24 protein-coding genes are annotated in these 23,891 nt (G+C 70.1%); 11 read left to right on the plus strand and 13 right to left on the minus strand.

What is annotated here, in order from left to right:
* Positions 1 to 63 precede the first annotated feature (63 nt).
* From folP to OG303_RS22980, 5 genes are all read left to right on the plus strand, one after another.
* Positions 64 to 1,014 (plus strand): dihydropteroate synthase, encoded by a 951-nt coding sequence (gene folP, locus OG303_RS22960; RefSeq protein WP_405870504.1) that lies wholly within the window; start codon positions 64 to 66, stop codon positions 1,012 to 1,014.
* A complete protein-coding gene (locus OG303_RS22965) occupies positions 1,011 to 1,514 on the plus strand; it encodes a nuclear transport factor 2 family protein (protein ID WP_405870506.1) in 504 nt (167 codons plus the stop codon). The genes folP and OG303_RS22965 overlap by 4 nt, the downstream gene beginning before the upstream one ends.
* Positions 1,515 to 1,785: 271 nt before the next feature.
* Positions 1,786 to 2,145, plus strand: a complete 360-nt coding sequence (gene folB / locus OG303_RS22970) for a dihydroneopterin aldolase (RefSeq protein ID WP_405870507.1) — start codon at positions 1,786 to 1,788, stop codon at positions 2,143 to 2,145.
* Entirely contained in the window at positions 2,142 to 2,753 is a 612-nt protein-coding gene (gene folK, locus OG303_RS22975) for a 2-amino-4-hydroxy-6-hydroxymethyldihydropteridine diphosphokinase (RefSeq protein WP_405870509.1), read from the plus strand. Before folB ends, folK begins: the two co-directional genes overlap by 4 nt.
* A gap of 68 nt (positions 2,754 to 2,821) precedes the next feature.
* Entirely contained in the window at positions 2,822 to 3,307 is a 486-nt protein-coding gene (locus tag OG303_RS22980; protein ID WP_405870511.1) for a DUF3180 domain-containing protein, read from the plus strand.
* 21 nt (positions 3,308 to 3,328) lie between these two features.
* On the opposite strand, the gene folE is transcribed toward OG303_RS22980, so the two are convergent.
* The 6 genes from folE to dacB all read right to left on the minus strand — a co-directional run bounded on the left by folE (position 3,329) and on the right by dacB (position 11,003).
* A complete protein-coding gene (folE, locus tag OG303_RS22985) occupies positions 3,329 to 3,934 on the minus strand; it encodes a GTP cyclohydrolase I FolE (protein ID WP_405870512.1) in 606 nt (201 codons plus the stop codon).
* 143 nt (positions 3,935 to 4,077) lie between these two features.
* Positions 4,078 to 6,117, minus strand: coding sequence for an ATP-dependent zinc metalloprotease FtsH (gene ftsH / locus OG303_RS22990; RefSeq protein WP_405870513.1), 2,040 nt, complete (start codon positions 6,115 to 6,117; stop codon positions 4,078 to 4,080).
* Between the two features lie 183 nt (positions 6,118 to 6,300).
* The gene (gene hpt, locus OG303_RS22995; RefSeq protein WP_030043337.1) at positions 6,301 to 6,861 is read right to left on the minus strand and encodes a hypoxanthine phosphoribosyltransferase; all 561 of its coding nucleotides are present in this window, start codon (positions 6,859 to 6,861) and stop codon (positions 6,301 to 6,303) included.
* 65 nt (positions 6,862 to 6,926) lie between these two features.
* The gene (gene tilS / locus OG303_RS23000; protein ID WP_405870515.1) at positions 6,927 to 7,970 is read right to left on the minus strand and encodes a tRNA lysidine(34) synthetase TilS; all 1,044 of its coding nucleotides are present in this window, start codon (positions 7,968 to 7,970) and stop codon (positions 6,927 to 6,929) included.
* 191 nt (positions 7,971 to 8,161) lie between these two features.
* Positions 8,162 to 9,286: a zinc-dependent metalloprotease gene (locus tag OG303_RS23005; protein ID WP_405870516.1), complete on the minus strand. Its 1,125-nt coding sequence runs from the start codon at positions 9,284 to 9,286 to the stop codon at positions 8,162 to 8,164.
* Between the two features lie 85 nt (positions 9,287 to 9,371).
* On the minus strand, positions 9,372 to 11,003 hold the full coding sequence (gene dacB / locus OG303_RS23010) for a D-alanyl-D-alanine carboxypeptidase/D-alanyl-D-alanine-endopeptidase (protein ID WP_405877426.1): 1,632 nt from the start codon (positions 11,001 to 11,003) through the stop codon (positions 9,372 to 9,374).
* A 124-nt stretch (positions 11,004 to 11,127) separates the two neighbouring features.
* Here dacB and OG303_RS23015 point away from each other — a divergent pair, with 124 nt between their 5' ends.
* Entirely contained in the window at positions 11,128 to 11,619 is a 492-nt protein-coding gene (locus OG303_RS23015) for an inorganic diphosphatase (protein WP_171142460.1), read from the plus strand.
* A 103-nt stretch (positions 11,620 to 11,722) separates the two neighbouring features.
* Complete coding sequence (locus OG303_RS23020) at positions 11,723 to 13,393, plus strand: threonine/serine exporter ThrE family protein (RefSeq protein WP_405870517.1); 1,671 nt, start codon at positions 11,723 to 11,725, stop codon at positions 13,391 to 13,393.
* 55 nt (positions 13,394 to 13,448) lie between these two features.
* On the opposite strand, the gene OG303_RS23025 is transcribed toward OG303_RS23020, so the two are convergent.
* Positions 13,449 to 14,336 carry a DedA family protein gene (locus OG303_RS23025; protein WP_405870518.1) on the minus strand — a complete coding sequence of 296 codons (888 nt, stop codon included), beginning with the start codon at positions 14,334 to 14,336 and terminating at the stop codon, positions 13,449 to 13,451.
* A 143-nt stretch (positions 14,337 to 14,479) separates the two neighbouring features.
* On the opposite strand from OG303_RS23025, the gene OG303_RS23030 reads away from it, so the two are divergent.
* Positions 14,480 to 14,845, plus strand: coding sequence for a YbjQ family protein (locus OG303_RS23030; RefSeq protein ID WP_405870519.1), 366 nt, complete (start codon positions 14,480 to 14,482; stop codon positions 14,843 to 14,845).
* Positions 14,846 to 14,863: 18 nt separating this feature from the next.
* Here OG303_RS23030 and OG303_RS23035 read toward each other — a convergent pair whose 3' ends face one another.
* The gene (locus OG303_RS23035; RefSeq protein ID WP_405870520.1) at positions 14,864 to 15,625 is read right to left on the minus strand and encodes a MerR family transcriptional regulator; all 762 of its coding nucleotides are present in this window, start codon (positions 15,623 to 15,625) and stop codon (positions 14,864 to 14,866) included.
* 123 nt (positions 15,626 to 15,748) lie between these two features.
* On the opposite strand from OG303_RS23035, the gene OG303_RS23040 reads away from it, so the two are divergent.
* Positions 15,749 to 17,041, plus strand: a complete 1,293-nt coding sequence (locus tag OG303_RS23040) for an ion channel protein (RefSeq protein WP_405870521.1) — start codon at positions 15,749 to 15,751, stop codon at positions 17,039 to 17,041.
* 113 nt (positions 17,042 to 17,154) lie between these two features.
* The gene (locus OG303_RS23045; protein WP_405870522.1) at positions 17,155 to 18,555 is read left to right on the plus strand and encodes a glutamate decarboxylase; all 1,401 of its coding nucleotides are present in this window, start codon (positions 17,155 to 17,157) and stop codon (positions 18,553 to 18,555) included.
* A gap of 26 nt (positions 18,556 to 18,581) precedes the next feature.
* Here the strand turns inward: OG303_RS23045 and OG303_RS23050 are convergent, their stop codons facing one another.
* From OG303_RS23050 to OG303_RS23065, 4 genes are all read right to left on the minus strand, one after another.
* Positions 18,582 to 19,346, minus strand: a complete 765-nt coding sequence (locus OG303_RS23050) for an ABC transporter permease (protein WP_405870524.1) — start codon at positions 19,344 to 19,346, stop codon at positions 18,582 to 18,584.
* Positions 19,343 to 20,329, minus strand: a complete 987-nt coding sequence (locus tag OG303_RS23055; RefSeq protein WP_405870525.1) for an ATP-binding cassette domain-containing protein — start codon at positions 20,327 to 20,329, stop codon at positions 19,343 to 19,345. The genes OG303_RS23050 and OG303_RS23055 overlap by 4 nt, the downstream gene beginning before the upstream one ends.
* A gap of 72 nt (positions 20,330 to 20,401) precedes the next feature.
* Positions 20,402 to 21,043 (minus strand): PadR family transcriptional regulator, encoded by a 642-nt coding sequence (locus OG303_RS23060; RefSeq protein ID WP_405870526.1) that lies wholly within the window; start codon positions 21,041 to 21,043, stop codon positions 20,402 to 20,404.
* Between the two features lie 24 nt (positions 21,044 to 21,067).
* Positions 21,068 to 21,616 (minus strand): DinB family protein, encoded by a 549-nt coding sequence (locus OG303_RS23065; RefSeq protein ID WP_405870528.1) that lies wholly within the window; start codon positions 21,614 to 21,616, stop codon positions 21,068 to 21,070.
* A gap of 155 nt (positions 21,617 to 21,771) precedes the next feature.
* Here OG303_RS23065 and OG303_RS23070 point away from each other — a divergent pair, with 155 nt between their 5' ends.
* Entirely contained in the window at positions 21,772 to 22,368 is a 597-nt protein-coding gene (locus OG303_RS23070; RefSeq protein ID WP_405870530.1) for a hypothetical protein, read from the plus strand.
* 24 nt (positions 22,369 to 22,392) lie between these two features.
* On the opposite strand, the gene OG303_RS23075 is transcribed toward OG303_RS23070, so the two are convergent.
* Positions 22,393 to 23,853: an aldehyde dehydrogenase family protein gene (locus OG303_RS23075; protein ID WP_405870531.1), complete on the minus strand. Its 1,461-nt coding sequence runs from the start codon at positions 23,851 to 23,853 to the stop codon at positions 22,393 to 22,395.
* Between the last annotated feature and the right edge of the window lie 38 nt (positions 23,854 to 23,891).

A 23,891-nucleotide genomic window follows, 5' to 3' on the forward strand; every position in this document is an offset into this window, starting at 1 on the left:
CGGCCTGGGCTTCCGCCCGGGCCGTGGCGGCCCGGGGCCGGGCCCTGGGCCTACGCTGAACGTATGAGCAAGCAGAGCGGACGCGGGCGCGTCGCGGGCCTTCCGGAATGGGACCGCTGCGCGGTCATGGGGGTCGTGAACGTCACACCCGATTCCTTCTCCGACGGCGGCCGCTTCTTCGACACGACGGCCGCCGTCAAACACGGCCTCGAACTGGTCGCCGAGGGCGCGGACCTGGTCGACGTCGGCGGCGAGTCCACCCGGCCCGGCGCCACCCGCGTCGACGAGGCCGAGGAACTCAAGCGCGTCATCCCCGTCGTCCGCGGCCTCGCCTCCGAGGGCGTCACCGTCTCCGTCGACACCATGCGCGCCTCCGTGGCCGAGCGGGCCCTCGCGGCCGGCGCCGCCCTCGTCAACGACGTCAGCGGCGGCCTCGCCGACCCCGCCATGGTCCAGGTGGTGGCGGAGACCGACGCCCCCTTCGTCGTCATGCACTGGCGCGGCTTCCTGGAGGGCGGCAACGTCAAGGGCGTCTACGCCGACGTCGTCACCGAGGTCGTCGACGAACTGCACGCACGCGTGGAGGCGTTCCTGGAGGCCGGCGCCGCCCCCGACCGCATCGTCGTCGACCCGGGCCTCGGCTTCTCCAAGGACGCCGAACACGACCTCGTGCTGCTCGCCCACCTCGACCGCCTGCTCGGCCTCGGCCACCCCGTGCTCGTCGCCGCCTCCCGCAAGCGGTTCCTCGGGCGCGTCCTCGCCGGACCGGAGGGCGCGCCGCCGCCCGCGCGCGAGCGCGACGCCGCCACGGCCGCCGTCTCCGCGCTCGCGGCGCACGCCGGGGCATGGGCGGTCCGCGTGCACGAGGTGCGCGCGACGGCGGACGCCGTACGGGTCTCGCGCGCCGTGGAAGGAGCGCGTGCCGCAGGACACGCGCCGGGCGCCAGTGCCACGAGCGGAGCCCGAGCCACAGAGCCCGCCCCCGGCGCACACGGTGCAGAAGGAGCCCGGTGAGCGCCCCCCACACGGACGTCGAGCAGGTGGAGGCCGCCAACACCGCCTTCTACGAGACGTTGGAGCGCGGCGACTTCGAGGACCTGTCCTCGCTCTGGCTGACCCCGTCCGACCTGGGCGTCGACGAGGAGTACCACGATCCGGCCGATGCCGGGGTGGTCTCGTGCGTGCACCCCGGCTGGCCCGTGCTCACCGGCCGCGGCGAGGTGCTGAGGTCGTACGCGCTGATCATGGCGAACACCGACTACATCCAGTTCTTTCTCACCGACGTGCACGTCTCCGTCACCGGCGACACGGCTCTGGTGACCTGCACCGAGAACATCCTCAGCGGCGGCCCCGCTCCCGAGGGCAGCGAGGAACTCGGGCCGCTGGTGGGCCAGCTGGTGGTCGCCACGAACGTGTTCCGCCGCACCCCCTCCGGCTGGAAGCTCTGGTCCCACCACGCCTCCCCGGTAATGGCCGAAAACGACGAGGCCGAGGAGGACGACACACCCTCGTGAGTGGGTAGGCGCCCACTGAGGACGCCCGACCGGAACCCGCTGGGACCAAGAAGTGGTTGGAATCACGGACCCCTGGGTAGGGGCGGCTACCAACCCATGAGCCGCCGGGTTCCCCAGGGGAAACACACGATGAAACCTCCTGGTCCCGGACCGGGCCCACGCCCCCGTGGCCCGGTCCTGTCAGTGCCCGCGGGTAGATTCGTTTGAGGCCGGTGTGCCGCCCGCACACGGCATCGACCGGCCGTTACCGACGATTGCAGGAGTGATTCGCGTGGATCGTGTCGCGCTGCGCGGCCTCAAGGCCCGTGGGCACCACGGGGTGTTCCCCAAGGAGCGCGAGGAGGGCCAGACCTTCATCGTGGACCTCGTCCTCGGGCTGGACACCCGCCCGGCCGCCGCCGACGACGACCTGGCGAAGACCGTGCACTACGGCATCGTGGCGGAGGAGGTCGTGGCCGTCGTCCAGGGCGAGCCCGTCAACCTCATCGAGACGCTCGCCGAGCACATCGCCCAGGCCTGCCTGAAGCACGACGGGGTCCAGGAAGTCGAGGTCTGCGTCCACAAACCGGACGCACCGATCACGGTCCCCTTCGACGACGTGACCGTCACCATCACCCGGAGCCGAGCATGACCGCGTCCTTCACCGAGGGTCACAGCGACCCGACCGTACAGCCGGTACCCGCCTCCGTCGTGGCGCAGGTGGACGCCGCCGACACCACACTCCACAACCCGAAACGGGCCGTGATCTCCCTCGGCGCGAACCTCGGCAATCGCCTGGAGACCCTCCAGGGCGCCATCGACGCCCTGGAGGACACCCCTGGCGTCCGCATCAAGGCCGTGTCTCCGGTGTACGAGACGGAGCCCTGGGGCGTCGAGCCCGGCAGCCAGCCGGCGTACTTCAACGCGGTCGTCGTTCTGAAGACCACCCTCCCGCCGTCCTCACTCCTGGAGCGGGCCCACGCGGTCGAGGAGGCCTTCCACCGCGTACGGGACGAGCGCTGGGGAGCGCGCACCCTCGACGTCGACATCGTCGCGTACGCCGACGTCGTCCTGGAGGACCCGCACCTCACCCTGCCCCACCCGCGCGCGCACGAGCGCGCCTTCGTCCTCGCCCCCTGGCACGACATGGAACCCGAGGCGCAGCTGACCGGCCGTGGCGCCGTCGCCGATCTCCTCGACACCGTCACCCGCGAGGGCGTGACGGTGCGCAAGGACCTGGAACTTCACCTGCCCGAGTAGTCGTTAAGGTCAAGACGACCACAGTCCGCGGGACGGTCCGCAGGACGCGGGGGAGCTGAAGGGACACCGTGAGAGAGCTGCGCATCAGGGTGCTGGCAGGCGTGTTCGTCGTGGCCGGAATCCTGTCCTGGGCGGGCGCCCGCCTCTGGAACTCGATCGGGACCCTGCCCAGCGTCCCCCTGGCCGCCCCCATCGTCCTCGCCGTGATCGCGGTGGTCCTGCTGGCCACGGCGCTCTCGCTGCGCGCCCGCTTCAAGGCCCAGCGCGAGCGCCGCCCCGAGGCCAAGGGCGTCGATCCCCTGATGGCGGCCCGCGCGGTCGTCTTCGGCCAGGCCAGCGCCCTGGTGGCCGCCCTCGTCGCCGGTATGTACGGCGGCACGGGCGCCTTCCTCCTGGAGCTCCTCGACATCCCCGCCCGCCGCGACCAGGCCATCTACGCCGGCTTCGCGGTCGTGGCAGGCATCGCCGTCATAGTGGCGGCCATCTTCCTGGAGCGCGTGTGCAGGCTCCCGGAGGACGACGAGCACAACAACGGCGCGGCGACGACGGCCTGACGAGGCGGTACGCGCCCCGCGTCAGCGCGCCATGATGAGGCTCATCGCCTCGTTGCGGGTGGCGGAGTCACGCAGCTGACCACGGACCGCCGACGTTATGGTCTTGGCCCCCGGCTTGCGGACGCCCCGCATCGACATGCACATGTGCTCGCACTCGACGACGACGATCACGCCACGCGGCTCCAGGATCTCCATGAGGGAGTCGGCGACCTGCGTGGTGAGACGTTCCTGCACCTGCGGCCGGCGTGCGTAGACGTCCACGAGCCGGGCCAGCTTCGACAGGCCCGTGATCTTTCCGTCGGTGGACGGGATGTAGCCGACATGGGCCACGCCGACAAACGGCACCAGGTGATGCTCGCAGGAGCTCAGCACCTCGATGTCCTTCACGAGCACCATCTCGTCGTGCCCCAGGTCGAACGTCGTCGTCAGCACGTCCTCGGGCTTCTGCCACAGCCCGGCGAAGATCTCCCGGTACGCCCGCGCCACCCGCGCCGGCGTCTCCTTGAGTCCCTCCCGGTCGGGGTCCTCGCCAACCGCGATCAGCAGCTCGCGTACGGCGTTCTCGGCACGCTTCTCGTCGAACTCGCCGATCGAACCCTCGCCGTCCAGCGTCACGGGGTCGGTCATTTGGTGCCTCGTTCCTGTGCCGGTCACGCGTGTGGGCCACGCGCCTCATCTGCGGACCTACGGAAATGCCGCGCCCCCCAGGCTAGAACCTGGGGGGCGCGGCATTCATTCCGGGCCTGACGAGGCCGTCGGGAGAGCGGTGGTCAGCTCTCCGGGCGATCCTCGGGGGCCGACTCGGTCACCGGGGCGGGCTCCGCCGCGGTGGCCTTGGCGGTGGTGATCGCCGGGGTCGCGCCGTTGGCGCCGTTCGTCAGTGCGAGCTCCTTGGGGGAGAGCACCGGCGGACGGGTGGACGGCGTGCGGCGGGAGGAGCCGGTCCAGGCCGGCCGCGGGGGACGCTTGACGATGGGAGCGAAGACCTCTGCGATCTGCTCCTTGTTCAGCGTCTCCTTCTCCAGCAGCTGGAGCACCAGCTGATCGAGGACGTCGCGGTTCTCGACCAGGATCTCCCAGGCCTCGTTGTGCGCCGTCTCGATGAGCTTCTTGACCTCTTCGTCGACCAGCGCGGCAACCTCTTCCGAGTAGTCGCGCGGGTGCGACATCTCCCGGCCGAGGAACGGCTCGGTGTTGTCGCCGCCGAACTTGATGGCGCCGAGACGCTCGGTCATGCCGTACTGCGTGACCATCGCGCGGGCCGTTGCGGTGGCCTTCTCGATGTCGTTCGCAGCGCCCGTGGTCGGGTCGTGGAAGACGAGCTCCTCGGCCGCACGGCCGCCCAGCATGTAGGCCAGCTGGTCCAGCATCTCGTTGCGGGTCGTGGAGTACTTGTCCTCGTCCGGCAGAACCATCGTGTAGCCGAGGGCACGGCCTCGCGACAGGATCGTGATCTTGTGGACCGGGTCGGAGTTCGGAGAAGCCGCCGCGACCAGGGCGTGGCCGCCCTCGTGGTACGCGGTGATCTTCTTCTCCTTGTCCGACATGATCCGGGTCCGCTTCTGCGGGCCCGCGACCACACGGTCGATCGCCTCGTCCAGGCTGGAGTTGTCGATCAACTTCTTGTCGCTGCGGGCCGTGAGCAGCGCGGCCTCGTTGAGGACGTTGCTCAGGTCCGCGCCGGTGAAGCCGGGAGTACGGCGGGCGACGGCCGACAGGTCGACGTCCGGTGCGACCGGCTTGCCCTTCTGGTGGACCTTGAGGATCTCCAGGCGGCCCATCAGGTCCGGCGGGTCGACCGCGATCTGGCGGTCGAAGCGGCCCGGGCGCAGAAGCGCCGGGTCGAGGATGTCCGGACGGTTCGTGGCAGCGATGAGAATCACACCGCCCTTGACGTCGAAGCCGTCCATCTCGACGAGCAGCTGGTTCAGCGTCTGCTCGCGCTCGTCGTGACCGCCGCCGAGGCCGGCGCCGCGATGGCGGCCGACCGCGTCGATCTCGTCGACGAAGACGATCGCCGGGGCGTTCGCCTTGGCCTGCTCGAACAGGTCACGGACCCGGGAGGCACCGACACCGACGAACATCTCGACGAAGTCGGAACCGGAGATCGAGTAGAAGGGGACCCCGGCCTCGCCGGCCACGGCACGCGCGAGCAGCGTCTTGCCGGTACCGGGACGGCCGTAGAGGAGCACGCCCTTGGGGATCTTGGCGCCGACGGCCTGGAACTTCGCCGGTTCCTGCAGGAACTCCTTGATCTCGTGGAGTTCCTCGACGGCCTCGTCGCACCCCGCGACGTCCGAGAACGTCGTCTTGGGGGTGTCCTTGGTGATGAGCTTCGCCTTCGACTTCCCGAAGTTCATGACCCGGGAGCCGCCGCCCTGCATCTGATTCATCAGGAACAGGAAGACGACCACGATCAGGACGAAGGGGAGCAGCGAGAGCAGGATGCCCAGGAAGGGGTTCTGCTTGGACGGCGAAACCGTATAGCCGTCCGGAATCTGCTTGTCCTGGTACTTGGTCTGCAGCGTGTTGGCGATGGTCACGCCTTGATCGCCGATGTAGCTCGCCTGGATCTTCGAGCTGCCCTCGACCTTTACGCCGTCCTTGAGCTGGACCTTGACGGTCTGCTCGTCGCCGGTGGTCAGCTTGGCTGATTCGACCTTGTTGTCATTGATCGCCTGGACGACCTGGCCGGTGTCCACCGTCTTGTAGCCGCCGGACGAGCCGACGACCTGCATCAACACGACCACGGCAAGGACGGCCAGCACGATCCACATGACCGGCCCACGGAAGTATCGCTTCACGTCCATCCATACGGAGCGGTGTCGCCCCGTCCCTCCTGCCATAGTGAGTTTGATAAGACAGTTCTTCTGACGGTACCCCAGCATTGTGGCCCGAAGTCGCACGGGACGGCTGGCAAACCCGTCTGCCTGCTCCAACGGCGCGAAACCCGCTGGGGTTCCCGATCGTCCTACAAAGACAGCTCTGCTGGCTCAGCCGCCGTAGACGTGAGGCGCGAGCGTACCGACGAACGGGAGGTTGCGGTACTTCTCGGCGTAGTCGAGGCCGTAGCCCACGACGAATTCGTTCGGGATGTCGAAGCCGACCCATTCCACGTCGATGGCGACCTTGGCGGCGTCCGGCTTGCGCAGCAGGGTGCACACCTTGAGCGACTCCGGCTCGCGGGAGCCGAGGTTGGACAGCAGCCACGACAGGGTCAGGCCGGAGTCGATGATGTCCTCGACGATGAGGACGTGCTTGCCCTTGATGTCGGTGTCGAGGTCCTTGAGGATCCGCACCACACCGGAGGACTGGGTGCCCGCGCCGTACGACGACACGGCCATCCAGTCCATGGTGACGGGGGTGGACAGCGCCCGGGCGAGGTCTGCCATGACCATCACCGCGCCCTTGAGGACTCCGACGATGAGCAGGTCCTTGCCCGCGTACTCCGCGTCGATCTTCGCGGCCAGCTCCACGAGCTTCGCGTCGATCTCTTCCTTGGTGATGAGCACCTCTTTGAGGTCGGTGCCCATGTCTTTCGCGTCCACCCGCATCACTTTCGGTCGTCCAACCGGCCGCTCGGCGCCTCCCCTGGGAGAGCCCCCGGGAGAGGTGAGATTCAGCCTTGCCGAATCACCAGTCTGCCACCCTGGCGCTGGGCGACGACTTTGCCCGGGAGATTGATGGCTCCCTGGCCGCGCCAGCCCGTGATCAGCCGGTCGACTTCCTCGATGTGACGGGCGAACAGCGAACCGGCGGGCGCCCCGGCCTCGATGGCGACGCGGCGCAGGATGCGGCGGCGCACGGCGGGCGGCAGGGCGTAGAGCTTGGCGCACTCCAGGAGGCCGGCGGCGTCGCGCACGCCGGCCTCGGCCTGACCGGCCCAGGCGTCCAGGGCATCGGCGTCGTCGCGGGAGAGCTGGGCCGTACGGGCGAGGGCCTCGACGACGCCCTTGCCGAGCGCCTTCTCCAGGGCGGGCAGGCCCTCGTGGCGCAGCCGGGAGCGGGTGTACGCGGGGTCCGCGTTGTGGGGGTCGTCCCAGACGGGCAGCGACTGGACCATGCAGGCCTTGCGCGCGGTCTGCCGGTCGAGCTGGAGGAAGGGGCGCCGGTAACGGCCGTCGGCCCCCGAGACCGCGGCCATTCCGGACAGGGAGCGGATGCCGGAGCCGCGGGCGAGGCCGAGCAGGACGGTTTCGGCCTGGTCGTCGCGGGTGTGGCCGAGCAGGACGGCGCACGCACCGTGGCGCTTGGCGGCGGCATCGAGCGCGGCGTAGCGGGCGTCGCGGGCGGCGGCTTCCGGTCCGCCTTCGCGGCCTACGGTCACGGAGACGCAGTCGACCGGGTCGAGGCCCAGTTCGCCCAGGCGCAGGGCGACTTCGTCGGCGCGCAGGTCGGAGCCGGCCTGCAGGCCGTGGTCGACAGTGACGCCGCCGGCGCGGATGCCGAGCTTGGGGGCCTCGAACGCGAGGGCGGAGGCGAGGGCCATGGAGTCGGCGCCGCCGGAGCACGCCACGAGCACGAGCGGCGATCGCGGGCGCTCGTGCGGGGTCCGCTCGGAGAGGCCGGGGGCCTCGGAGGTGGTCTGGTGGGTGTTGAGGATGTCGTGGAGGACGTGGCGGACCGCCAGGCGTATCGCCGCGACCGCAGGATGGGGACCCATGTCCGGTTCCCTTCATGAAGTTTTCGGGGGTGAGCCCGAGGTCGGTCACTCAGAGTGTGTAGATGGTGACAGAACCGGGCCGTTCCCCGAGCATCGCACGCCTACCCATCGCTCACGGTCCCTCGGACGGGTGATTGGAGGGGCGTTCGCCTGCCGTCGGCCGGATTCGCTTCACGACCTCGCCACGGCGTTCACGACTCGGTCTTGCGGTGCACCCGCGCGACCCAGTCCGCCGGTTTCGAGATCTCCGCCTTGGTGGGGAGGGTGTTCGGGGACGTCCACACCCGGTTGAAGCCGTCCATGCCGACCTGGTCCACGACGGCCCGTACGAACCGCTCGCCGTCCCGGTACTGCCTGAGTTTGGCATCCAGACCCAGCAGCTTGCGCAGGGCCATGTCCAGTCGGGAGGCGCCCTTCGCCCGGCGCTGCTGGAACTTCTCGCGGATCTCGGCGACGGTCGGTACGACTTCTGGACCCACCCCGTCCATCACGAAGTCGGCGTGCCCCTCCAGGAGGGACATCACGGCGGTGAGGCGGCCGAGGATCTCGCGCTGCGCCGGGGTCTGCACGATCTCGACGAAGGACCGTCCGCCGTCGTCCTCCTCGCCCTCGGGGCGCCCGCCCGCAAGGGACTGGGCGGCCTCCCTGATGCGCTCCAGCACGGTCATGGGGTCGACCTCGGTCTCCCCCAGGAAAGACTGGATTTCGCCCTCGAGGTGGTCGCGCAACCAGGGCACCGCGCTGAACTGCGTGCGGTGCGTCTCCTCGTGCAGGCAGACCCACAGGCGGAAGTCGTGGGGCTGGACGTCGAGTTCGCGCTCCACGTGCACGATGTTCGGGGCGACGAGGAGCAGCCGGCCACCGCCGTTCTCCCCCGCGGGAAGGTCGCGCGTGGACGGGGCGAAGGTCTCGTACTGGCCGAGGACTCGGGAGGCCAGGAACGACAGCAGCATGCCCAGTTCGACGCCGGTGACCTTGCCGCCGACGGCGCCCAGGACCGCGCCGCCGGGGGTGCTGCCGCGCCGCTCCTGCATCTTGTCGAGCAGCGGCTTGAGGATCTCCCGGAAACCGGCGACGTTCGCCCGGACCCAGCCGGGGCGGTCGACGACCAGGATCGGGGTGGAGTGGGTCTCCTCCGTGCCCATACGGGTGAAGCCCCGGACGTGTTCCTCCGAGGCCTTGGCGTGCCGACGCAGTTCCGCGACGACGGCCCGGGCCTCGTCGCGGCTCACGTCGGGGCCCGGCCGCACGAGCCGGGTCGCGGTCGCGACCGCGAGATTCCAGTCGACCATCTCGGCACCACCGATGCTCGTCATGCGTCAACGGTACGTGAGCACTCCCACTTGGGGCAGGCCGCCGCAGTTCGGCGGGGCATCGCGGCCGCCACAGTGGTAACGGCGATCACCCGCAGCCGCAGGCCGCCAGAGCCGTGGCCGTCCGGTCCAGTGCCGACTGGGCCGCCAACGGGCTGGTCGTGTCGGCTGCCAGGAACGCGAAGGCCAGCAGGCGGCCGTCCTGGTCGACGACCGTTCCCGCCAAGGTGTTCACGCCCGTCAGGGTGCCCGTCTTCGCTCGTACGACTCCTGCCGCGCCGTTGGTGTAGCGGCTGGTCAGGGTGCCGGTGAAGCCGGCCACCGGGAGGCCCGTCAGGACCGGCCGGAGTTCGGGGTGGGAGGGGTCACCGGCCTTCACCAGCAGGGCCGTGAGCAGGTCGGCCGTGAGTCTGTCGTCCCGGTCGAGGCCGCTGCCGTCATGGAACTCGGCACCCTTGAGGGGGAGTTCGAGCTTCTTCAGCGTGGCGGCGATCGCGGACGCGCCGCCGTCGAAGCTCGCGCGCTTCCCCGTCGCGACGGCCGTCTGGCGGGCCAGGGCCTCGGCGATGTCGTTGTCGCTGTTGGTCAGCATGCGCTCGATCAGGGCCGAGAGCGGGGGCGAGGAGACGGCGGCGAGGTTCTTGGCCCGGGTCGTCGCCTTGGACGGGCCGGGGGGCGTGGTCTTGATGCCGTGGCCCTCGAGGAACGTCCCGAACGCGCGGGCCGCGTCCGCCGCCGGGTCCGTCACGCGCTTGACCGGGCCGCTCGTCGAGTCGTCGATGCGGCCCTCGTCGGCCATCAGGGGGCTCACGGGCGCGAGGTTGACGTTGACACCGATGGGGTGGAGTTCGGGGCCGGCGTACAGGGTGGTGTCGTAGGAGAGCGTCACTTCGTGGAGGTCGCGCTTCTTCAACGCCTTCGCCGTCCTGTCGGCCAGGTCCCGCAGGCTGGCCCAGCCGTCCGCCTCCTTGTGGGCCGTCAGTGTCGGGTCGCCGCCGCCGACCAGGACGAGCTCCTTGGTGTCGGGCTCCAGGGCCGCGCGGGTGGTCAGGCGGTGATCGGCGCCCATCGCCGACAGGGCGGCGACCGCGGTGGCGATCTTCGTCGTGGAGGCGGGGGTCAGCGCGTCGTCGGCGCCGGTGCCGTAGAGGCGCTTGCCGGTGGCGACGTCGACGACCGCGGCGGTGTGGCGGGAGCCGAGCGCCGCGTCCCCCAGAAGGGGGCCCAGAACGCCGGAGAGGGCCGCGCCGGTCGGGGCCGACTTCACGGTGTTCGCGGCGCCGCCCAGGCCGATCAGGACGGATGCGGCGCTCGGGGCGGGCCGGGGCGCCCCCGCCGCCGCGTCGGATGAACCGGACGTATCGGAATTACGGCCGTGATCTGTGCCACCCGTTCGTTCCAGGGCGACTGCGCGGTCCGCCTCGGCCGTACGCTGACCGGTGGAGTCCCAGGGACCGGCGGCGGTCGCCACGGTGACGGCCAGCGCCACACCGGCGGTGGCGGCGCCCGCGGTGTACTGCCAGGTCCTGACGGTCTTCGGCCCCGTGTTCCGGCTGAGCCGCTTCCGCGCGAGCTGCACCCGTGCGAGCTGCGGTTTCGTAGCGGCCGCGGCCCGTTCGAGCTGCGGTCGCACGGCGTTCGCGGCTCGTTCGAGACGCGGGCGTACGGTCCCGGCGGCCCGTGCCAGACGCGGTCGCACGGCGTTCGCAGCCCGCACCACATGCGGTCTCGCGGCCCGCCAAGGCCTCAGCTCAGGCACGACCACCAGCCCCTTTCGCGATCACACACCTGCGTGAGGGACACTTAACCACCAGAACTATGTGCTGATCATGGAGGAGCCACCGGTGGAGTTCGACGTCACGATCGAGATCCCGAAGGGTTCGCGGAACAAGTACGAGGTGGACCACGAGACCGGTCGGATCCGCCTGGACCGTCGACTCTTCACCTCGACCGCCTACCCGACCGACTACGGCTTCGTCGAGAACACTCTCGGCGAGGACGGCGACCCGCTGGACGCGCTGGTCATCCTGGACGAGCCGACGTTCCCCGGCTGCCTCATCAAGTGCCGCGCCATCGGCATGTTCCGTATGACGGACGAGGCCGGCGGCGACGACAAGCTGCTGTGCGTGCCGGCGACGGACCCGCGCCAGGAGCACCTGCGGGACATCCACCACGTCTCCGAGTTCGACCGCCTGGAGATCCAGCACTTCTTCGAGGTCTACAAGGACCTGGAGCCCGGCAAGTCCGTCGAGGGCGCCAACTGGGTGGGCCGCGTCGACGCCGAGATCGAGATCGAGCGGTCGTACAAGCGCTTCAAGGAGTCGGGCGGCCACTGAGCCCCATGTCACGAACGGGCCGCACGCGTACGCGTGCGGCCCGTTCGTGTTCTGTGCGCATACTGAGGCTTGCCGCACGTGTCGTACAGGGAGCGTTACTCAAGTGATGGAGGCGGAGGACCGCAAGCCGCAGACGGACGAGGCGAGGGGCGGGTTCGATCCCGAGATCACCTCCGAGTTCGCCGTTCCCGCAGGACTCGCCGTCCCTCAGAGCGGCGGTGAACCGGAGACCACGTCCGAGTTCGCCGTGCCGACGGGGCTCGACGTCCCGCCGTCGTCCGCGGGCGAGTCCGAGGGGTCGGCGTTCAGTACGCCGAGCACCTACAGCACCCAGCAGGCCCCGGTCGCGTTCACGCCGGCGACCGGCATTCCGGTGGTCAGCCTCACCAAGGACGTGCCCTGGCAGGACCGGATGCGCACGATGCTGCGCATGCCGGTGGCCGAGCGGCCCGCGCCGGAGCCCGGGCCGAAGGCGGAGGAGGGCGGTCCGGCCGTCCCGCGCGTGCTCGACCTGACCCTGCGTATCGGCGAGTTGCTGCTGGCCGGCGGTGAGGGCGCCGAGGACGTGGAGGCCGCGATGTTCGCGGTCTGCCGGTCCTACGGCCTCGACCGGTGCGAGCCGAACGTCACCTTCACCCTGCTGTCGATCTCGTACCAGCCATCCCTCGTGGACGACCCGGTGACGGCGTCGCGGACGGTGCGCCGCCGGGCCACCGACTACACGCGGCTGGCGGCCGTGTTCCGGCTGGTGGACGACCTCAGCGACCCGGAGACCCATCTCTCGCTGGAGGAGGCCTACCGGCGGCTCGCGGAGATGCGCCGCAACCGGCACCCCTACCCCGGGTGGGTGCTGACCGGGGCGAGCGGGCTCCTCGCGGGTGCGGCCTCCGTGCTCGTCGGCGGTGACGCGATCGTGTTCGTCGCGGCCGCGCTGGGGGCGATGCTCGGCGACCGGCTGGCCTGGCTGTGTGCGGGGCGCGGGCTGCCGGAGTTCTACCAGTTCACGGTCGCCGCGATGCCTCCGGCGGCCATCGGGGTCGCGCTCACCGTCGCGCACGTCGACGTCAAGGCGTCCGCGGTCATCACCGGTGGGCTGTTCGCGCTGCTGCCGGGGCGGGCGCTGGTGGCGGGCGTGCAGGACGGGCTGACCGGGTTCTACATCACCGCGTCGGCGCGGCTGTTGGAGGTCATGTACCTCTTCGTCGGCATCGTCGTGGGCGTGCTCGTGGTCCTGTACTTCGGGGTGAACCTCGGTGCCAAGCTCAACCCCGACGCGGCCCTGAGCATCGATCCGCGGCCCGGGTGGCAGATCGGTGCGTCGATGCTCCTGTCGCTCACCTTCGCGGTGCTGCTGCAGCAGGAGCGGTCCACCGTGCTGTGGGTGACGTTGAACGGCGGCGTCGCGTGGTCGGTGTACGGCGCGCTGCACTATCCCGGTGGGCTCTCGCCGGTGGCCTCCACGGCGGTGGCGGCCGGACTGGTCGGGCTGTTCGGGCAGTTGCTGTCGCGGTACCGGTTCGCCTCGGCGCTGCCGTACACGACTGCGGCCATCGGGCCCCTGCTGCCAGGGTCCGCCACGTATTTCGGGCTGCTGTCGATCGCTCAGAACGAGGTCGACAAGGGGCTGGTGTCGTTGGCCACGGCCGCTTCGTTGGCCATGGCCATCGCCATCGGGGTCAACCTCGGGTCGGAGATCTCCCGGTTGTTCCTGCGGGTGCCGGGGGCGGCGAGTGCGGCGGGGCGCCGGGCTGCCAAACGAACCCGGGGGTTCTGAGCGCCTGCGCGGCGGCCGCACATCGATACGGCCTCGCGCCCCGTCAGGGGGCGCTTCAGTAACCCTGGTTGTACGGGTTCTGGTGGTTGTGCTGCTCGCCGTACTGCTGCTGGGGGTAGCCCTGCGGGTACTGCTGGGCGTACTGCTGGTTGGGGTCGTACGGCTGCTGCTGTTGCTGGGGCTGCTGTTGCTGGGGCTGCTGGTACTGCTGGTGGTAGCCCTGGTCGTCCGTCGGCGGGATGCGGCGCAGTTGGGTCGTCGCGTCGTCCATGGCCGGAGGCACGGGCTGCTGCTGAGCCGGGGCGGGCGGCGCGGGGTTCTTCTTGGCCTTGGAGCGGGCGCGCAGGAACTCGATGATGATCGGGACCACCGAGAGGAGGACGATCAGGATCAGGATCGCCTCGATGTTCTTGTGGACGAAGGCCACGTTGCCGAGCCAGGAACCCAGCAGGGTGACGCCCGCGCCCCAGAGCACGCCGCCGATCACGTTGAACGTGATGAACGAGCGGTACTTCATGCCGCTGACGCCGGCGATGATCGGCGTGAACGTCCGCACGATGGGCACGAAACGGGCCAGGACCAGGGACTTGGGGCCGTACTTCTCGAAGAACTCGTGGGCCTTGACCACGTTCTCCTGCTTGAAGAGGCGGGAGTCCGGGCGGGTGAAGAGCGAGGGGCCGACCTTCTTGCCGAAGACGTAGCCCGCCTGGTCGCCGAGGATCGCGGCGACGCAGATCAGCAGGATGGCCGCCCACAGCGGGAAGTCGAGGGTGCCCGCGGTGATCAGCAGACCGCAGGTGAACAGCAGCGAGTCGCCCGGCAGGAAGAAGCCGATGAGCAGGCCCGACTCCGCGAAGACGATGAGGAGCAGGCCCCAGATGCCGAACGTGTCGAGGAGGTAGTTCGGATCCAGCCAGCTCGGGCCGAGGGCAAGCGTCGTCACGGTTCCGGGCTCCCTGAGAGGGGTGGGGGAAGGAACGGCGTCCTTCTACGGGCGCACAAAGCTATCAACGCAATGTGTCCGCCCCAGGTTCCACCGGTGTCTCCAGGATGCACTGTGCGCCGACTGGCACAAAGCTGTGAGCCATGGGCATCGATGAATACGGCGGCGGCCAGGAGCCCCAGCCGGACGTACTGGTCGTGACGACGAACGACGTACCCGGACACCGGGTTCAGGAGGTCCTCGGCGAGGTCTTCGGGTTGACGGTGCGCTCCCGGCATCTGGGGAGCCAGATCGGCGCGGGGCTGAAGTCGATGATCGGCGGTGAGCTCAAGGGGCTCACCAAGACACTCGTGCAGACCCGCAACCAGGCCATGGAGCGGCTCGTCGAGCAGGCACGCGCGCGTGGGGCGAACGCCGTGCTGATGTTCCGCTTCGACGTGACGGAGGCGGCGGACCTGGGCACGGAGGTGTGCGCGTACGGGACCGCGGTGGTCCTGGCCCGGGAGTGACCCCCCGGGCCAGGAGCGTTACGAGGTGTGCCGGGCGGCGTTCGCCAGGATCGCGTCCCGCAGGTGCTCGGCGACGCCCGGGTGCATGGCGTCGTAGAACGCCTTGAAGCGCTCGTCGGACACGTACATCTCGGCGAGGCCCCGGTGCATGTCGTACGGGCACTCGTAGAACCACCTGCTGATGTGCTGCCGGTGTTCCTCGGCCAGGTCCATGGCCGCCGCGCCGGTCGGCGGATCGCCTGCCGCGACCAGGGCGGCATAACGCTCGCTCCAGACGTCGACCTCGGCCTGCAGGCGTTTCCAGTCCTCCTTGGTGTACGTGGCCGCGCGGCGCTGCGACTCGGCGTAGGCCTCCGTGCCGCCCCAGCGCTGTTCCGCCTCTTCGGCGTACTGCTCGGGGTCCTTGTCGCCGAAGACCTCGAACCGCTCCTCGGGCGTGAGGTTGATGCCCATCTTGCGTGCCTCCATGGCGTGCTCCACGGCCGCCGCCATCTTCTGCAGCCTCTCGATCCGGGCGGTCAGCAGCTCGTGCTGGCGGCGCAGATGCGCGCGCGGGTCCGCGGCCGGGTCGTCGAGCAGGGCGGCGACCTCGTCGAGCGGGAAGCCGAGCTCCCGGTAGAACAGGATCTGCTGCAGCCGGTCGAGGTCGGCGTCGCTGTAGCGCCGGTGACCCGCGTGGCTGCGCTCGCTCGCGGCGAGCAGGCCGATGTCGTCGTAGTGGTGCAGCGTGCGCACCGTGACGCCGGCGAAGCCCGCGACCTGTCCTACGGAGTAGCTCACTTCGTCCGCTCCTTTCTCGGTACGCACTCCACGGTGAGTCCTCACGCCACGTGAGGTGCAAGCCCGAATCCCGGAGCAGTCGTTCCAGATGTTGCGTATGTTTTGTCCACTTATGGTGAGCCAGTGGCCCACGACACCGCGCAACAGCCGCCCGCCGCCCCCGCGGCACCGGCACCGGCACGCGCGTTGTTGCCGTTGATCCTCCCCGCTCTCGTCGTGGGTGTGGGCGGGAGCCTGCTGCTCGTCGGAGTGAGCGCGGCGGCCGAACAGCTCCAGCACGTCCTGTGGAAGAACCTGCCCGACGCGCTGGGGATCGGCCGGTACTCCGTCCTGTGGATGCTGGTCGTGCTCACCATGACGGGCGTTCTGGTCGGGCTGGTGGTGTGGAAGGTGCCCGGGCATGCCGGGCCCGATCCCGCGAGCATGGGGCTGAACGCCCCGGTGCTGCCGCCCGTCGTGCTGCCCAGCCTGCTGCTGGCCACCGCGCTGATGCTCGCGGGCGGCCCGAGCCTCGGCCCCGAGAACCCGATCATCGCGGTGAACGTGGCGCTCGCGTTCTGGGCGGGGCACCGCCTGATCCCCCGGGTGCCGGGCAGTCTGTGGGTGGCACTGGCGGAGGCCGCGACGATCGGCGCGCTGTTCGGGACGCCGGTGGCGGCGGCACTGGTCATCTCCGAGGCGCTGGCCGGGCGGCAGCTGAAGGGGCAGCTCTGGGACAACCTGTTCGGGCCGCTGATGGCGGCCGGGGCGGGCGCCATGACCACCACTCTCGTGTCGGAACCGAGCTTCGATCTGGATCTGCCCCCGTTCGGCCGGCATCCCGGCTGGAGTGATCTGCTCGCCGCGCTGGTGATCGCGTCGCTGACGGCGGTGCTCGGCATGTGCGCGGTCTACGCCTTCCCGTACGTCCACGGCTTCTTCAAGCGCCTGGGGCACCCCATGGTGGCGCTCCCGGTCGGCGGGCTGGTCCTGGGGCTCCTGGGAGCACTGGGCGGGCATCTGACGCTCTTCAAGGGGCTGGACGAGATCGCGGAGCTGGCGCGCGACCCGGACGGCTGGTCGGCGGGCGAGTTCACGTTGATGGCCGTGGTGAAGCTGGCCGCGCTGCTCGTCGCCGCCGCCTGCGGCTTCCGGGGCGGACGAATCTTCCCGGCGGTGTTCGTCGGCGTCTCCTTCGGGCTGGGCGCGCACGCCCTCTTACCGGCCGTTCACCCGGCGCTCGGTGTCTCCGCGAGCGTCCTGGGCATGCTCCTCGCCATCACCCGGCAGGGCTGGGTGAGCCTGTTCACGGCCGCCGTGCTGGTGTCCTCGCCGGCGATCCTCGCCCTGTTGTGCATCGCCTCCCTGCCCGCCTGGCTGCTGGTGACGGGCCGGCCCCAGATGCAGCTGCACGACGACGGCACCCCGGTCATCTGATCCCCGTGGCGACTACCCCGAGCAACCGACCCGAACGATTTCCACGAGCCGATCCCAACGAGCCGATTCCAACGAGCGGTTACTCCGAGCCGATTCCCCGAGGAGACAAAGTCATGGCGCTCCACAAAGGTCCCGAGAAGCCCGACGAACGACCGGTGTCGGTCAATCCCTTCTTCGGGGAGGCGAATCCGGTCGCCGGCATGACCCAGGCGCCGCCCAGGCACCGGCTCCCGGACGCTCCCATGCCGCCGACGACGGCGTACCAGCTGGTGCACGACGAGCTGATGCTGGACGGCAACTCACGGCTGAACCTCGCCACGTTCGTCACCACCTGGATGGAACCGCAGGCCGGTGTGCTGATGGCGGAGTGCCGGGACAAGAACATGATCGACAAGGACGAGTACCCGCGCACCGCCGAGCTGGAGCGGCGCTGCGTGGCGATGCTCGCCGACCTGTGGAACGCACCCGATCCCTCGGCCGCCGTGGGCTGTTCGACGACCGGGTCGAGCGAGGCGTGCATGCTCGCCGGGATGGCGCTGAAGCGTCGCTGGAGCAGGCGGAACCCCGCCCCGGGCGCCCGTCCGAACCTCATCATGGGCGTCAACGTCCAGGTCTGCTGGGACAAGTTCTGCAACTTCTGGGAGGTCGAGGCCCGCCAGGTACCCATGGAGGGCGACCGCTTCCACCTCGACCCGCAGGCCGCCGCCGAGCTGTGCGACGAGAACACGATCGGGGTCGTCGGCATCCTGGGCTCCACCTTCGACGGCTCCTACGAGCCCATCGCCGACCTGTGCGCAGCGCTCGACGCCCTCCAGGAGCGCACGGGCCTCGACGTCCCCGTGCACGTCGACGGCGCGTCCGGCGCGATGGTCGCGCCCTTCCTCGACCCGGACGTGGTGTGGGACTTCCGCCTCCCGCGCGTGGCGTCCATCAACACCTCGGGACACAAGTACGGACTCGTCTATCCGGGCGTCGGCTGGGCGCTGTGGCGCGACAAGGAGGCGCTGCCCGAGGAGCTGGTCTTCCGCGTCAACTACCTGGGCGGCGACATGCCGACCTTCGCGCTCAACTTCTCGCGCCCCGGCGCCCAAGTGGTTGCGCAGTACTACTCGTTCCTGCGGCTGGGCCGCGAGGGCTACCGGGCCGTGCAGCAGACGACGCGGGACGTGGCCCGGGGCATCGCCGAACGCGTGGAGGCGCTCGACGACTTCCGGCTGCTGACCCGGGGCGACGAGCTGCCGGTCTTCGCGTTCACGACGGCGCCGGACGTGAAGGCGTACGACGTTTTCGACGTGGCCCGGCGGATGCGGGAGAGCGGATGGCTGGTGCCCGCGTACACCTTCCCGCCGAACCGGGAGGACCTGTCCGTACTCCGGGTCGTGTGCCGCAACGGCTTCTCCACCGACCTCGCCGACATGTTCGTCGACAGCCTGACCCAGCTGCTGCCGGAACTGCGCCGGCAGCCGCACCCGTTCACTCGCGACAAGGGCGCGGCCACCGGCTTCCATCACTAGTGCGGCACCAGGTCAGTCAACGGTCGCTATCGGCTGAGGCGCGCGAACCGGCGTACGGCGAGCGGGAAGAACACCGCGAGCAGGGCCAACGGCCAGACGACGGCCGCCCATACGTGCCCCGGCTCCCCGCCGGGGCCGCCCAGCAGGTCCCGTACGGCCGTCGCGGTCCGGGACATCGGGTTCCACTCGACGACCGTGCCGAGCCAGCCCGGCATCGAGTCGGGGGCGGCGAACGCGTTGGACAGGAAACCGACCGGCCAGACCAGGATCTGCACGGCCTGGACCAGCTCCGGTTTCCCGGCGACCAGGGCCAGTTGGATGCCGATCCACAGCATGGCGAAACGGAAGAGCAGCAACAGGCCCATGGCGCCGAGGAATTGGGCCGGGGTCCCGTGTGCGCGCCAGCCGAGCGCGTACCCGACGCCGACGAGGACCGCCAGGCCGACGGCCGACTGGAGCATGTCGGCGGCCGAACGGCCCACCAGAACCGCGCCGTTGGCCATCGGCAGCGAGCGGAAGCGGTCGACGACGCCCTTGTTGAGGTCCTGGGTGACGTTCAGCATCGTGCCCTCCAGGCCGAAGGCCATGGTGAGCGCGAGCATGCCCGGGACCAGGTAGTCCACGTAGTCGCCCTCGACCCCGCGCCCGCCGCCGACCAGGTAGCCGAACATCAGCAGCAGCATCACCGGGAAGACCAGGCCGACGAGCACCTGCACGGGCTGCCGCGCCCAGTGGGCGAGTTCGCGCCGGGTCATGGTCCAGCAGTCGGTCAGCACGTAGGCGCTGCTCATGCGGCGACCTCCTTCGTACGGTCGTCGGGTCCCGTCGATGCCATGGGTCCCGCCGGTCCCGTCAGGTGCAGGAACACCTCGTCCAGGGTCGGGCGTCGCAGGGCCACGTCCTCCGCCTCGATACCGGCCTCCCCCAGGGCGCGTACGACACCGGAGAGCGCCGCCATGCGGTCGGTCACCGGAGCACTGATCAGGCGGCGGTCTGGGTCGACCGAGATCTCGGCCTTCGGGACGGGCAACAGGGCCACCGCGGCGCCCAGTTGACCCGCGTCGCGCAGCACCACGTCGATGCGGTCGCCGCCCGTCCGCGCCTTGAGCTCGTCCGCCGTGCCGTCGGCGATCACGCGTCCTGCGTCGACGACCGAGATGCGGTCGGCGAGCTGGTCGGCCTCGTCCAGGTACTGGGTGGTGAGCAGGACCGTCGTACCGCCGCCGACCAGGGAGCGGACCGCGGACCACACCTCGGCGCGGCCGCGCGGGTCGAGGCCGGTCGTCGGCTCGTCCAGGAACAACACCTCCGGGTCCCTGACCAGGGAGGCGGCCAGGTCCAGGCGGCGCCGCATGCCGCCGCTGTAGGAGCGCACCGGTTTGCGGCCGGTGTCCGTGAGGCCGAAGCGCTCCAGGAGTTCGCCGGCTCGCACGCGCGCGTGGCGCGCGCCCAGGTGGTAGAGGCGGCCGAACATCTCCAGGTTCTGCCGGCCGCCGAGCTCCTCGTCGAGGGCCGCGTGCTGGCCGAGCAGGCCGATGCGCAGACGCACCGCTCGGGCCTCGGCCACGACGTCGTGCCCGGCCACCTCGATCCGGCCCGCGTCGGGCCGCAGCAGGGTGGACAGGATCCGGACCAGGGTCGTCTTGCCCGCGCCATTGGGGCCCAGGACGCCGTGCACGGTGCCGCGGGCGACGGTGAGGTCGAGCCCGTCCAGTGCGTGTTTCTCGCCGTACTTCTTGTGTGCTCCGTCGACGGTGATCGCCGCGTCGGCCACTGCCACTCCCTCGCTAGTCAAACTTGACTACCTCTCGAAAGTAACGCCACCGAAGCCATTGGTCAAACTTGATTAGCGGTCATCCTCCGGGTGCCGCTCCCCCGTCGCGTACGGGTTCTCCTCACCCTCGACGAGGACGCCGACGAACGGCTCGCCCTCCCCCGCGAACGTGTACGCCCCGCCCTCGATGCGCCCGATCAGCCCCTGGGTCCACTCGGCCTCGGCATCGGCCGTGTGGACCCAGAGGTTCATGATCTCGCCGATGTGGCCGAGCTGTTCGGGGCCCTCCTCGGGTACGTAGTGCTCGGTGACGGCGGAGCGCCACGCCTCGATGCGCCGGATCCGCTCCTTCAGCAGCGACACGGCCTCCGCACGCGGCAGGTCCACGATGAAGCCGATGGACGCCGACTTCACGTCCATCTTCTGGTCGTACGAGGTCAGCGCCTCACGCAGCAGCCGGAAGTACTCCTCGGTGCCCCAGTCGGTGATCTCGTACTCCGTGCGCGGCGGGCCGCCGGCCGTGGACGGCGCGATCTCGTGCGCGTGCAGCAGCCCTTGCTTCGCCATCTGCTTGAGCGCGTGGTAGATCGAGCCGGGCTTGGCGTTGGACCACTCGTGCGCGCCCCAGTACTCCAGGTCGTTGCGCACCTGGTAGCCGTGGGCCCGCCCGTGCTGACGGACCGCGCCGAGCACGAGGAGACGGATCGCTGACATGGGGCCAGCGTAGGACCCGGGAGGTCAGCCCCAGCTCGTGCCCTGCTCCTTGGCCACCAGCTCGAAGGCGGTGGCGCCGTCCAGCGACTCCCTGATGATGTCGGCGTGGCCCGCGTGCCGGGCGGTCTCGCGGATCAGGTGCAGGCACAGCCAGCGCATCGAGACGCGCCCCTCCGGCGGGAACCAGGGCTGGTCCGGGAGCGGGAAGGTGTCGTCCAGGCTCGGCACCGAGCGGACGTAGGCCTCGGTCTCGGCGGCGACCTTCTCCCAGTGGGCGAGCTGCGATGCGACGGTCTCGCCGTCGACGAGCTGGAAGGTCTCGTGCCAGTTGGTCTCGTCCCGCTGGATCGCCGGCGGTTCCTGCTTGGCGCGGGCGATCCAGCCCTGCTCGACCTCGGCGACATGCTTGAGCAGACCGGAGAGGGACAGCTCACTGGCGCTGGGCCTGCTCGCGGCCTGCTCCTCGGTCAGCCCCAGCAGCGCCCTGCGGATCCCGCCTCGCTGTTCCTCGATGAACGCAAGCAGTGCCCCGCGCTCGTCGCCCTGCGCCTCTGCCGATACGTGCGTGACCATGACCGCCGCCTTTCGTCGGATCGGGGCCCCGGAGGCCTCCTTGACACCGACGAAGCTACGGGGCATTGAGGTCAGATCCTGTCCTCAATGGGGAGGGTGCCGCAGGGAGTTCTGCCCGGGAGGATCATGGCGGCAGATCGTCAGGGGAGGGCACGATGGGCAAGGGTTCCAAGAAACGGCGCTCGCACAACAAGAGGCGGGACAAGCAGCCGGCGCCGCCGAGACGGCCACTCAACGCTTCCCGGGCCGGCACAAAGCCGCCGTCGCCCCTGATGGTCGCGCTCTCCGTGACGTTCTTCGTCCTGCTCTTCGGTCTGGCACCGCTCGTCGGCGGCGGCTACATGCTGGCGGGAGCCCTCGGCCTCATGGGGCACCGCGCCGTCTTCACCGCCACGGCCTGCGAGACGACCGGCACCGGCAGGGACCGCCACAACGTCTGCGACGGGGAACTGGTCACTCCGCACCGGCCGTCGCGGTACGCCTCCATCGACGCGGAGCTGCCGCTGGACAGGGCGACAGCCGTCCAGGTGCTCCCCAGCGGCTCGCTGGAGACCGTCGGCGCCGCCGCGGTCGCCGGCTGGTCGACCCTAGGCCTCGGCGGCCTCACCGTCCTGACCGGCGGCTCGGTCGCCACGTACCGGCGGCGCCGTGGGGCGCCGGACCGCCGCACCGGATTCCGGCTGCTCCTCGTGCCGGCCTCCCTGACGGCGGCCGGCCTCGTCGTCTACCTCGTCGTCAGGGCCGTCACGTGACGACGGCCCCGACCCGACCACCCGTCAGAACGGGAAGCCGCTGCGCCCGTGCTGCACCGAGATCCACTTCAGGGTGGTGAAGGAGTCGATGGTCGTCTCACCGTTCAGCCGGCCGACGCCGGAGCTCTTCTCGCCACCGAAGGGGACGAGCGGCTCGTCGTGGACGGTGCCGTCGTTCACGTGGAACATGCCGGTGTCGATCTGCTTGGCGAAGGTGACGCCCCGCTCGATGTCGCCCGTGTGGACGGCGCCACTCAGGCCGTACGGCGTGTCGTTGACGAGGCGTACGGCCTCCTCCTCGCCGTCGAAGGGGACGAGGAAGACGACCGGGCCGAAGACCTCCTGCTGGAGCAGGGCCGAGTCGGCGGGGACGCCGGTGAGGACGGAGGGCTCGACCAGGTTGTCGGTGGTCGTGCCGCGCACCAGGGCCGTGGCACCCTCGGCGACCGCCTGCTCGACGACGCCCGAAAGGGCGTCCGCCTGCGAGGAGTTGATGACCGGGCCGATGACGGTCTGCGGGTCGCGCGGGTCGCCGGACTTGAGGGTCTTCACCTTGGCGACGAACTTCTCGGTGAACTCGTCGGCGATCGAGCGGTCCACGAGCACACGGTTGGCGGCCATGCAGACCTGGCCCTGGTGGACGTAGCGGCTGAAGACCGCCGCGTCGACCGCGTAGTCGATGTCGGCGTCGTCGAGGACCACGATCGCGCTGTTGCCGCCCAGTTCGAGGACCGAGCGCTTGAAGTGCGAGGCGCAGACGGTGGCCACGTGGCGGCCGACCTTGTCGGAACCCGTGAAGGAGATGACCTTCGGGACCGGGTGCTCGATGAACGCGTCGCCGATCTCCGCGATGTCCGTGATGACGACGTTGAGCAGACCGCCCGGGAGCCCCGCGTCCTCGAAGATCTTCGCGACCAGGGAGCCGCCGGTGATCGGGGTGTTCTGATGGGGCTTCAGCACCACGCCGTTGCCGAGCGCGAGGGCCGGGGCGACCGACTTGATCGACAGCAGGAAGGGGAAGTTGAAGGGGCTGATGACGCCCACGACGCCGACCGGTACGCGGTAGAGGCGGTTCTCCTTGCCGTCCACCGGCGACGGGAGGATCTTGCCCTCGGGACGCAGCGCCCACTGGATCGACTCGCGCAGGAACTCCTTGGCCAGGTGGAGTTCGAAGCCGGCCTTCAGATAGGTGCCGCCGAGCTCGGAGATGATCACCTCGGTGATCTCCTGCTCGCGCTCCTCGATCAGACGCAGCGCCTTCTCGAACACCGCACGGCGGGCGTACGGGTTGGTCTTCGCCCACTGCTTCTGAGCCCTGGCCGCCGCCTGGTACGCCTCGTCGACCTCGTCGACCGTGGCTATGGTGATCGACGCCAGCTTCTCGCCGTCGTACGGATTGAAGTCGATGATGTCCCAGGAGCCGGTGCCCGGGCGCCACTCACCGTCGATGTACTGCTGGGCCAGGTCGGTGAAGTACGACGACATGTGATCCCCAAATCGCTAGCAGACACACGATCAACATC

The organism is Streptomyces sp. NBC_00005, assembly GCF_045160215.1.
In the GTDB taxonomy this organism is placed as follows: domain Bacteria; phylum Actinomycetota; class Actinomycetes; order Streptomycetales; family Streptomycetaceae; genus Streptomyces.

Bases quoted from the DNA above. Each gene is read 5' to 3' on its own strand.
- folP (WP_405870504.1), top strand. From the start codon at position 64: ATGAGCAAGCAGAGCGGACGCGGGCGCGTCGCGGGCCTTCCGGAATGG.
- folK (WP_405870509.1), top strand. From the start codon at position 2,142: ATGACCGCGTCCTTCACCGAGGGTCACAGCGACCCGACCGTACAGCCG.
- folE (WP_405870512.1), bottom strand. From the start codon at position 3,934: ATGACCGACCCCGTGACGCTGGACGGCGAGGGTTCGATCGGCGAGTTC.
- ftsH (WP_405870513.1), bottom strand. From the start codon at position 6,117: ATGGACGTGAAGCGATACTTCCGTGGGCCGGTCATGTGGATCGTGCTG.
- hpt (WP_030043337.1), bottom strand. From the start codon at position 6,861: ATGCGGGTGGACGCGAAAGACATGGGCACCGACCTCAAAGAGGTGCTC.
- tilS (WP_405870515.1), bottom strand. From the start codon at position 7,970: ATGGGTCCCCATCCTGCGGTCGCGGCGATACGCCTGGCGGTCCGCCAC.
- OG303_RS23005 (WP_405870516.1), bottom strand. From the start codon at position 9,286: ATGACGAGCATCGGTGGTGCCGAGATGGTCGACTGGAATCTCGCGGTC.
- OG303_RS23030 (WP_405870519.1), top strand. From the start codon at position 14,480: ATGGGCATCGATGAATACGGCGGCGGCCAGGAGCCCCAGCCGGACGTA.
- OG303_RS23045 (WP_405870522.1), top strand. From the start codon at position 17,155: ATGGCGCTCCACAAAGGTCCCGAGAAGCCCGACGAACGACCGGTGTCG.
- OG303_RS23050 (WP_405870524.1), bottom strand. From the start codon at position 19,346: ATGAGCAGCGCCTACGTGCTGACCGACTGCTGGACCATGACCCGGCGC.
- OG303_RS23060 (WP_405870526.1), bottom strand. From the start codon at position 21,043: ATGTCAGCGATCCGTCTCCTCGTGCTCGGCGCGGTCCGTCAGCACGGG.
- OG303_RS23065 (WP_405870528.1), bottom strand. From the start codon at position 21,616: ATGGTCACGCACGTATCGGCAGAGGCGCAGGGCGACGAGCGCGGGGCA.
- OG303_RS23070 (WP_405870530.1), top strand. From the start codon at position 21,772: ATGGGCAAGGGTTCCAAGAAACGGCGCTCGCACAACAAGAGGCGGGAC.
- OG303_RS23075 (WP_405870531.1), bottom strand. From the start codon at position 23,853: ATGTCGTCGTACTTCACCGACCTGGCCCAGCAGTACATCGACGGTGAG.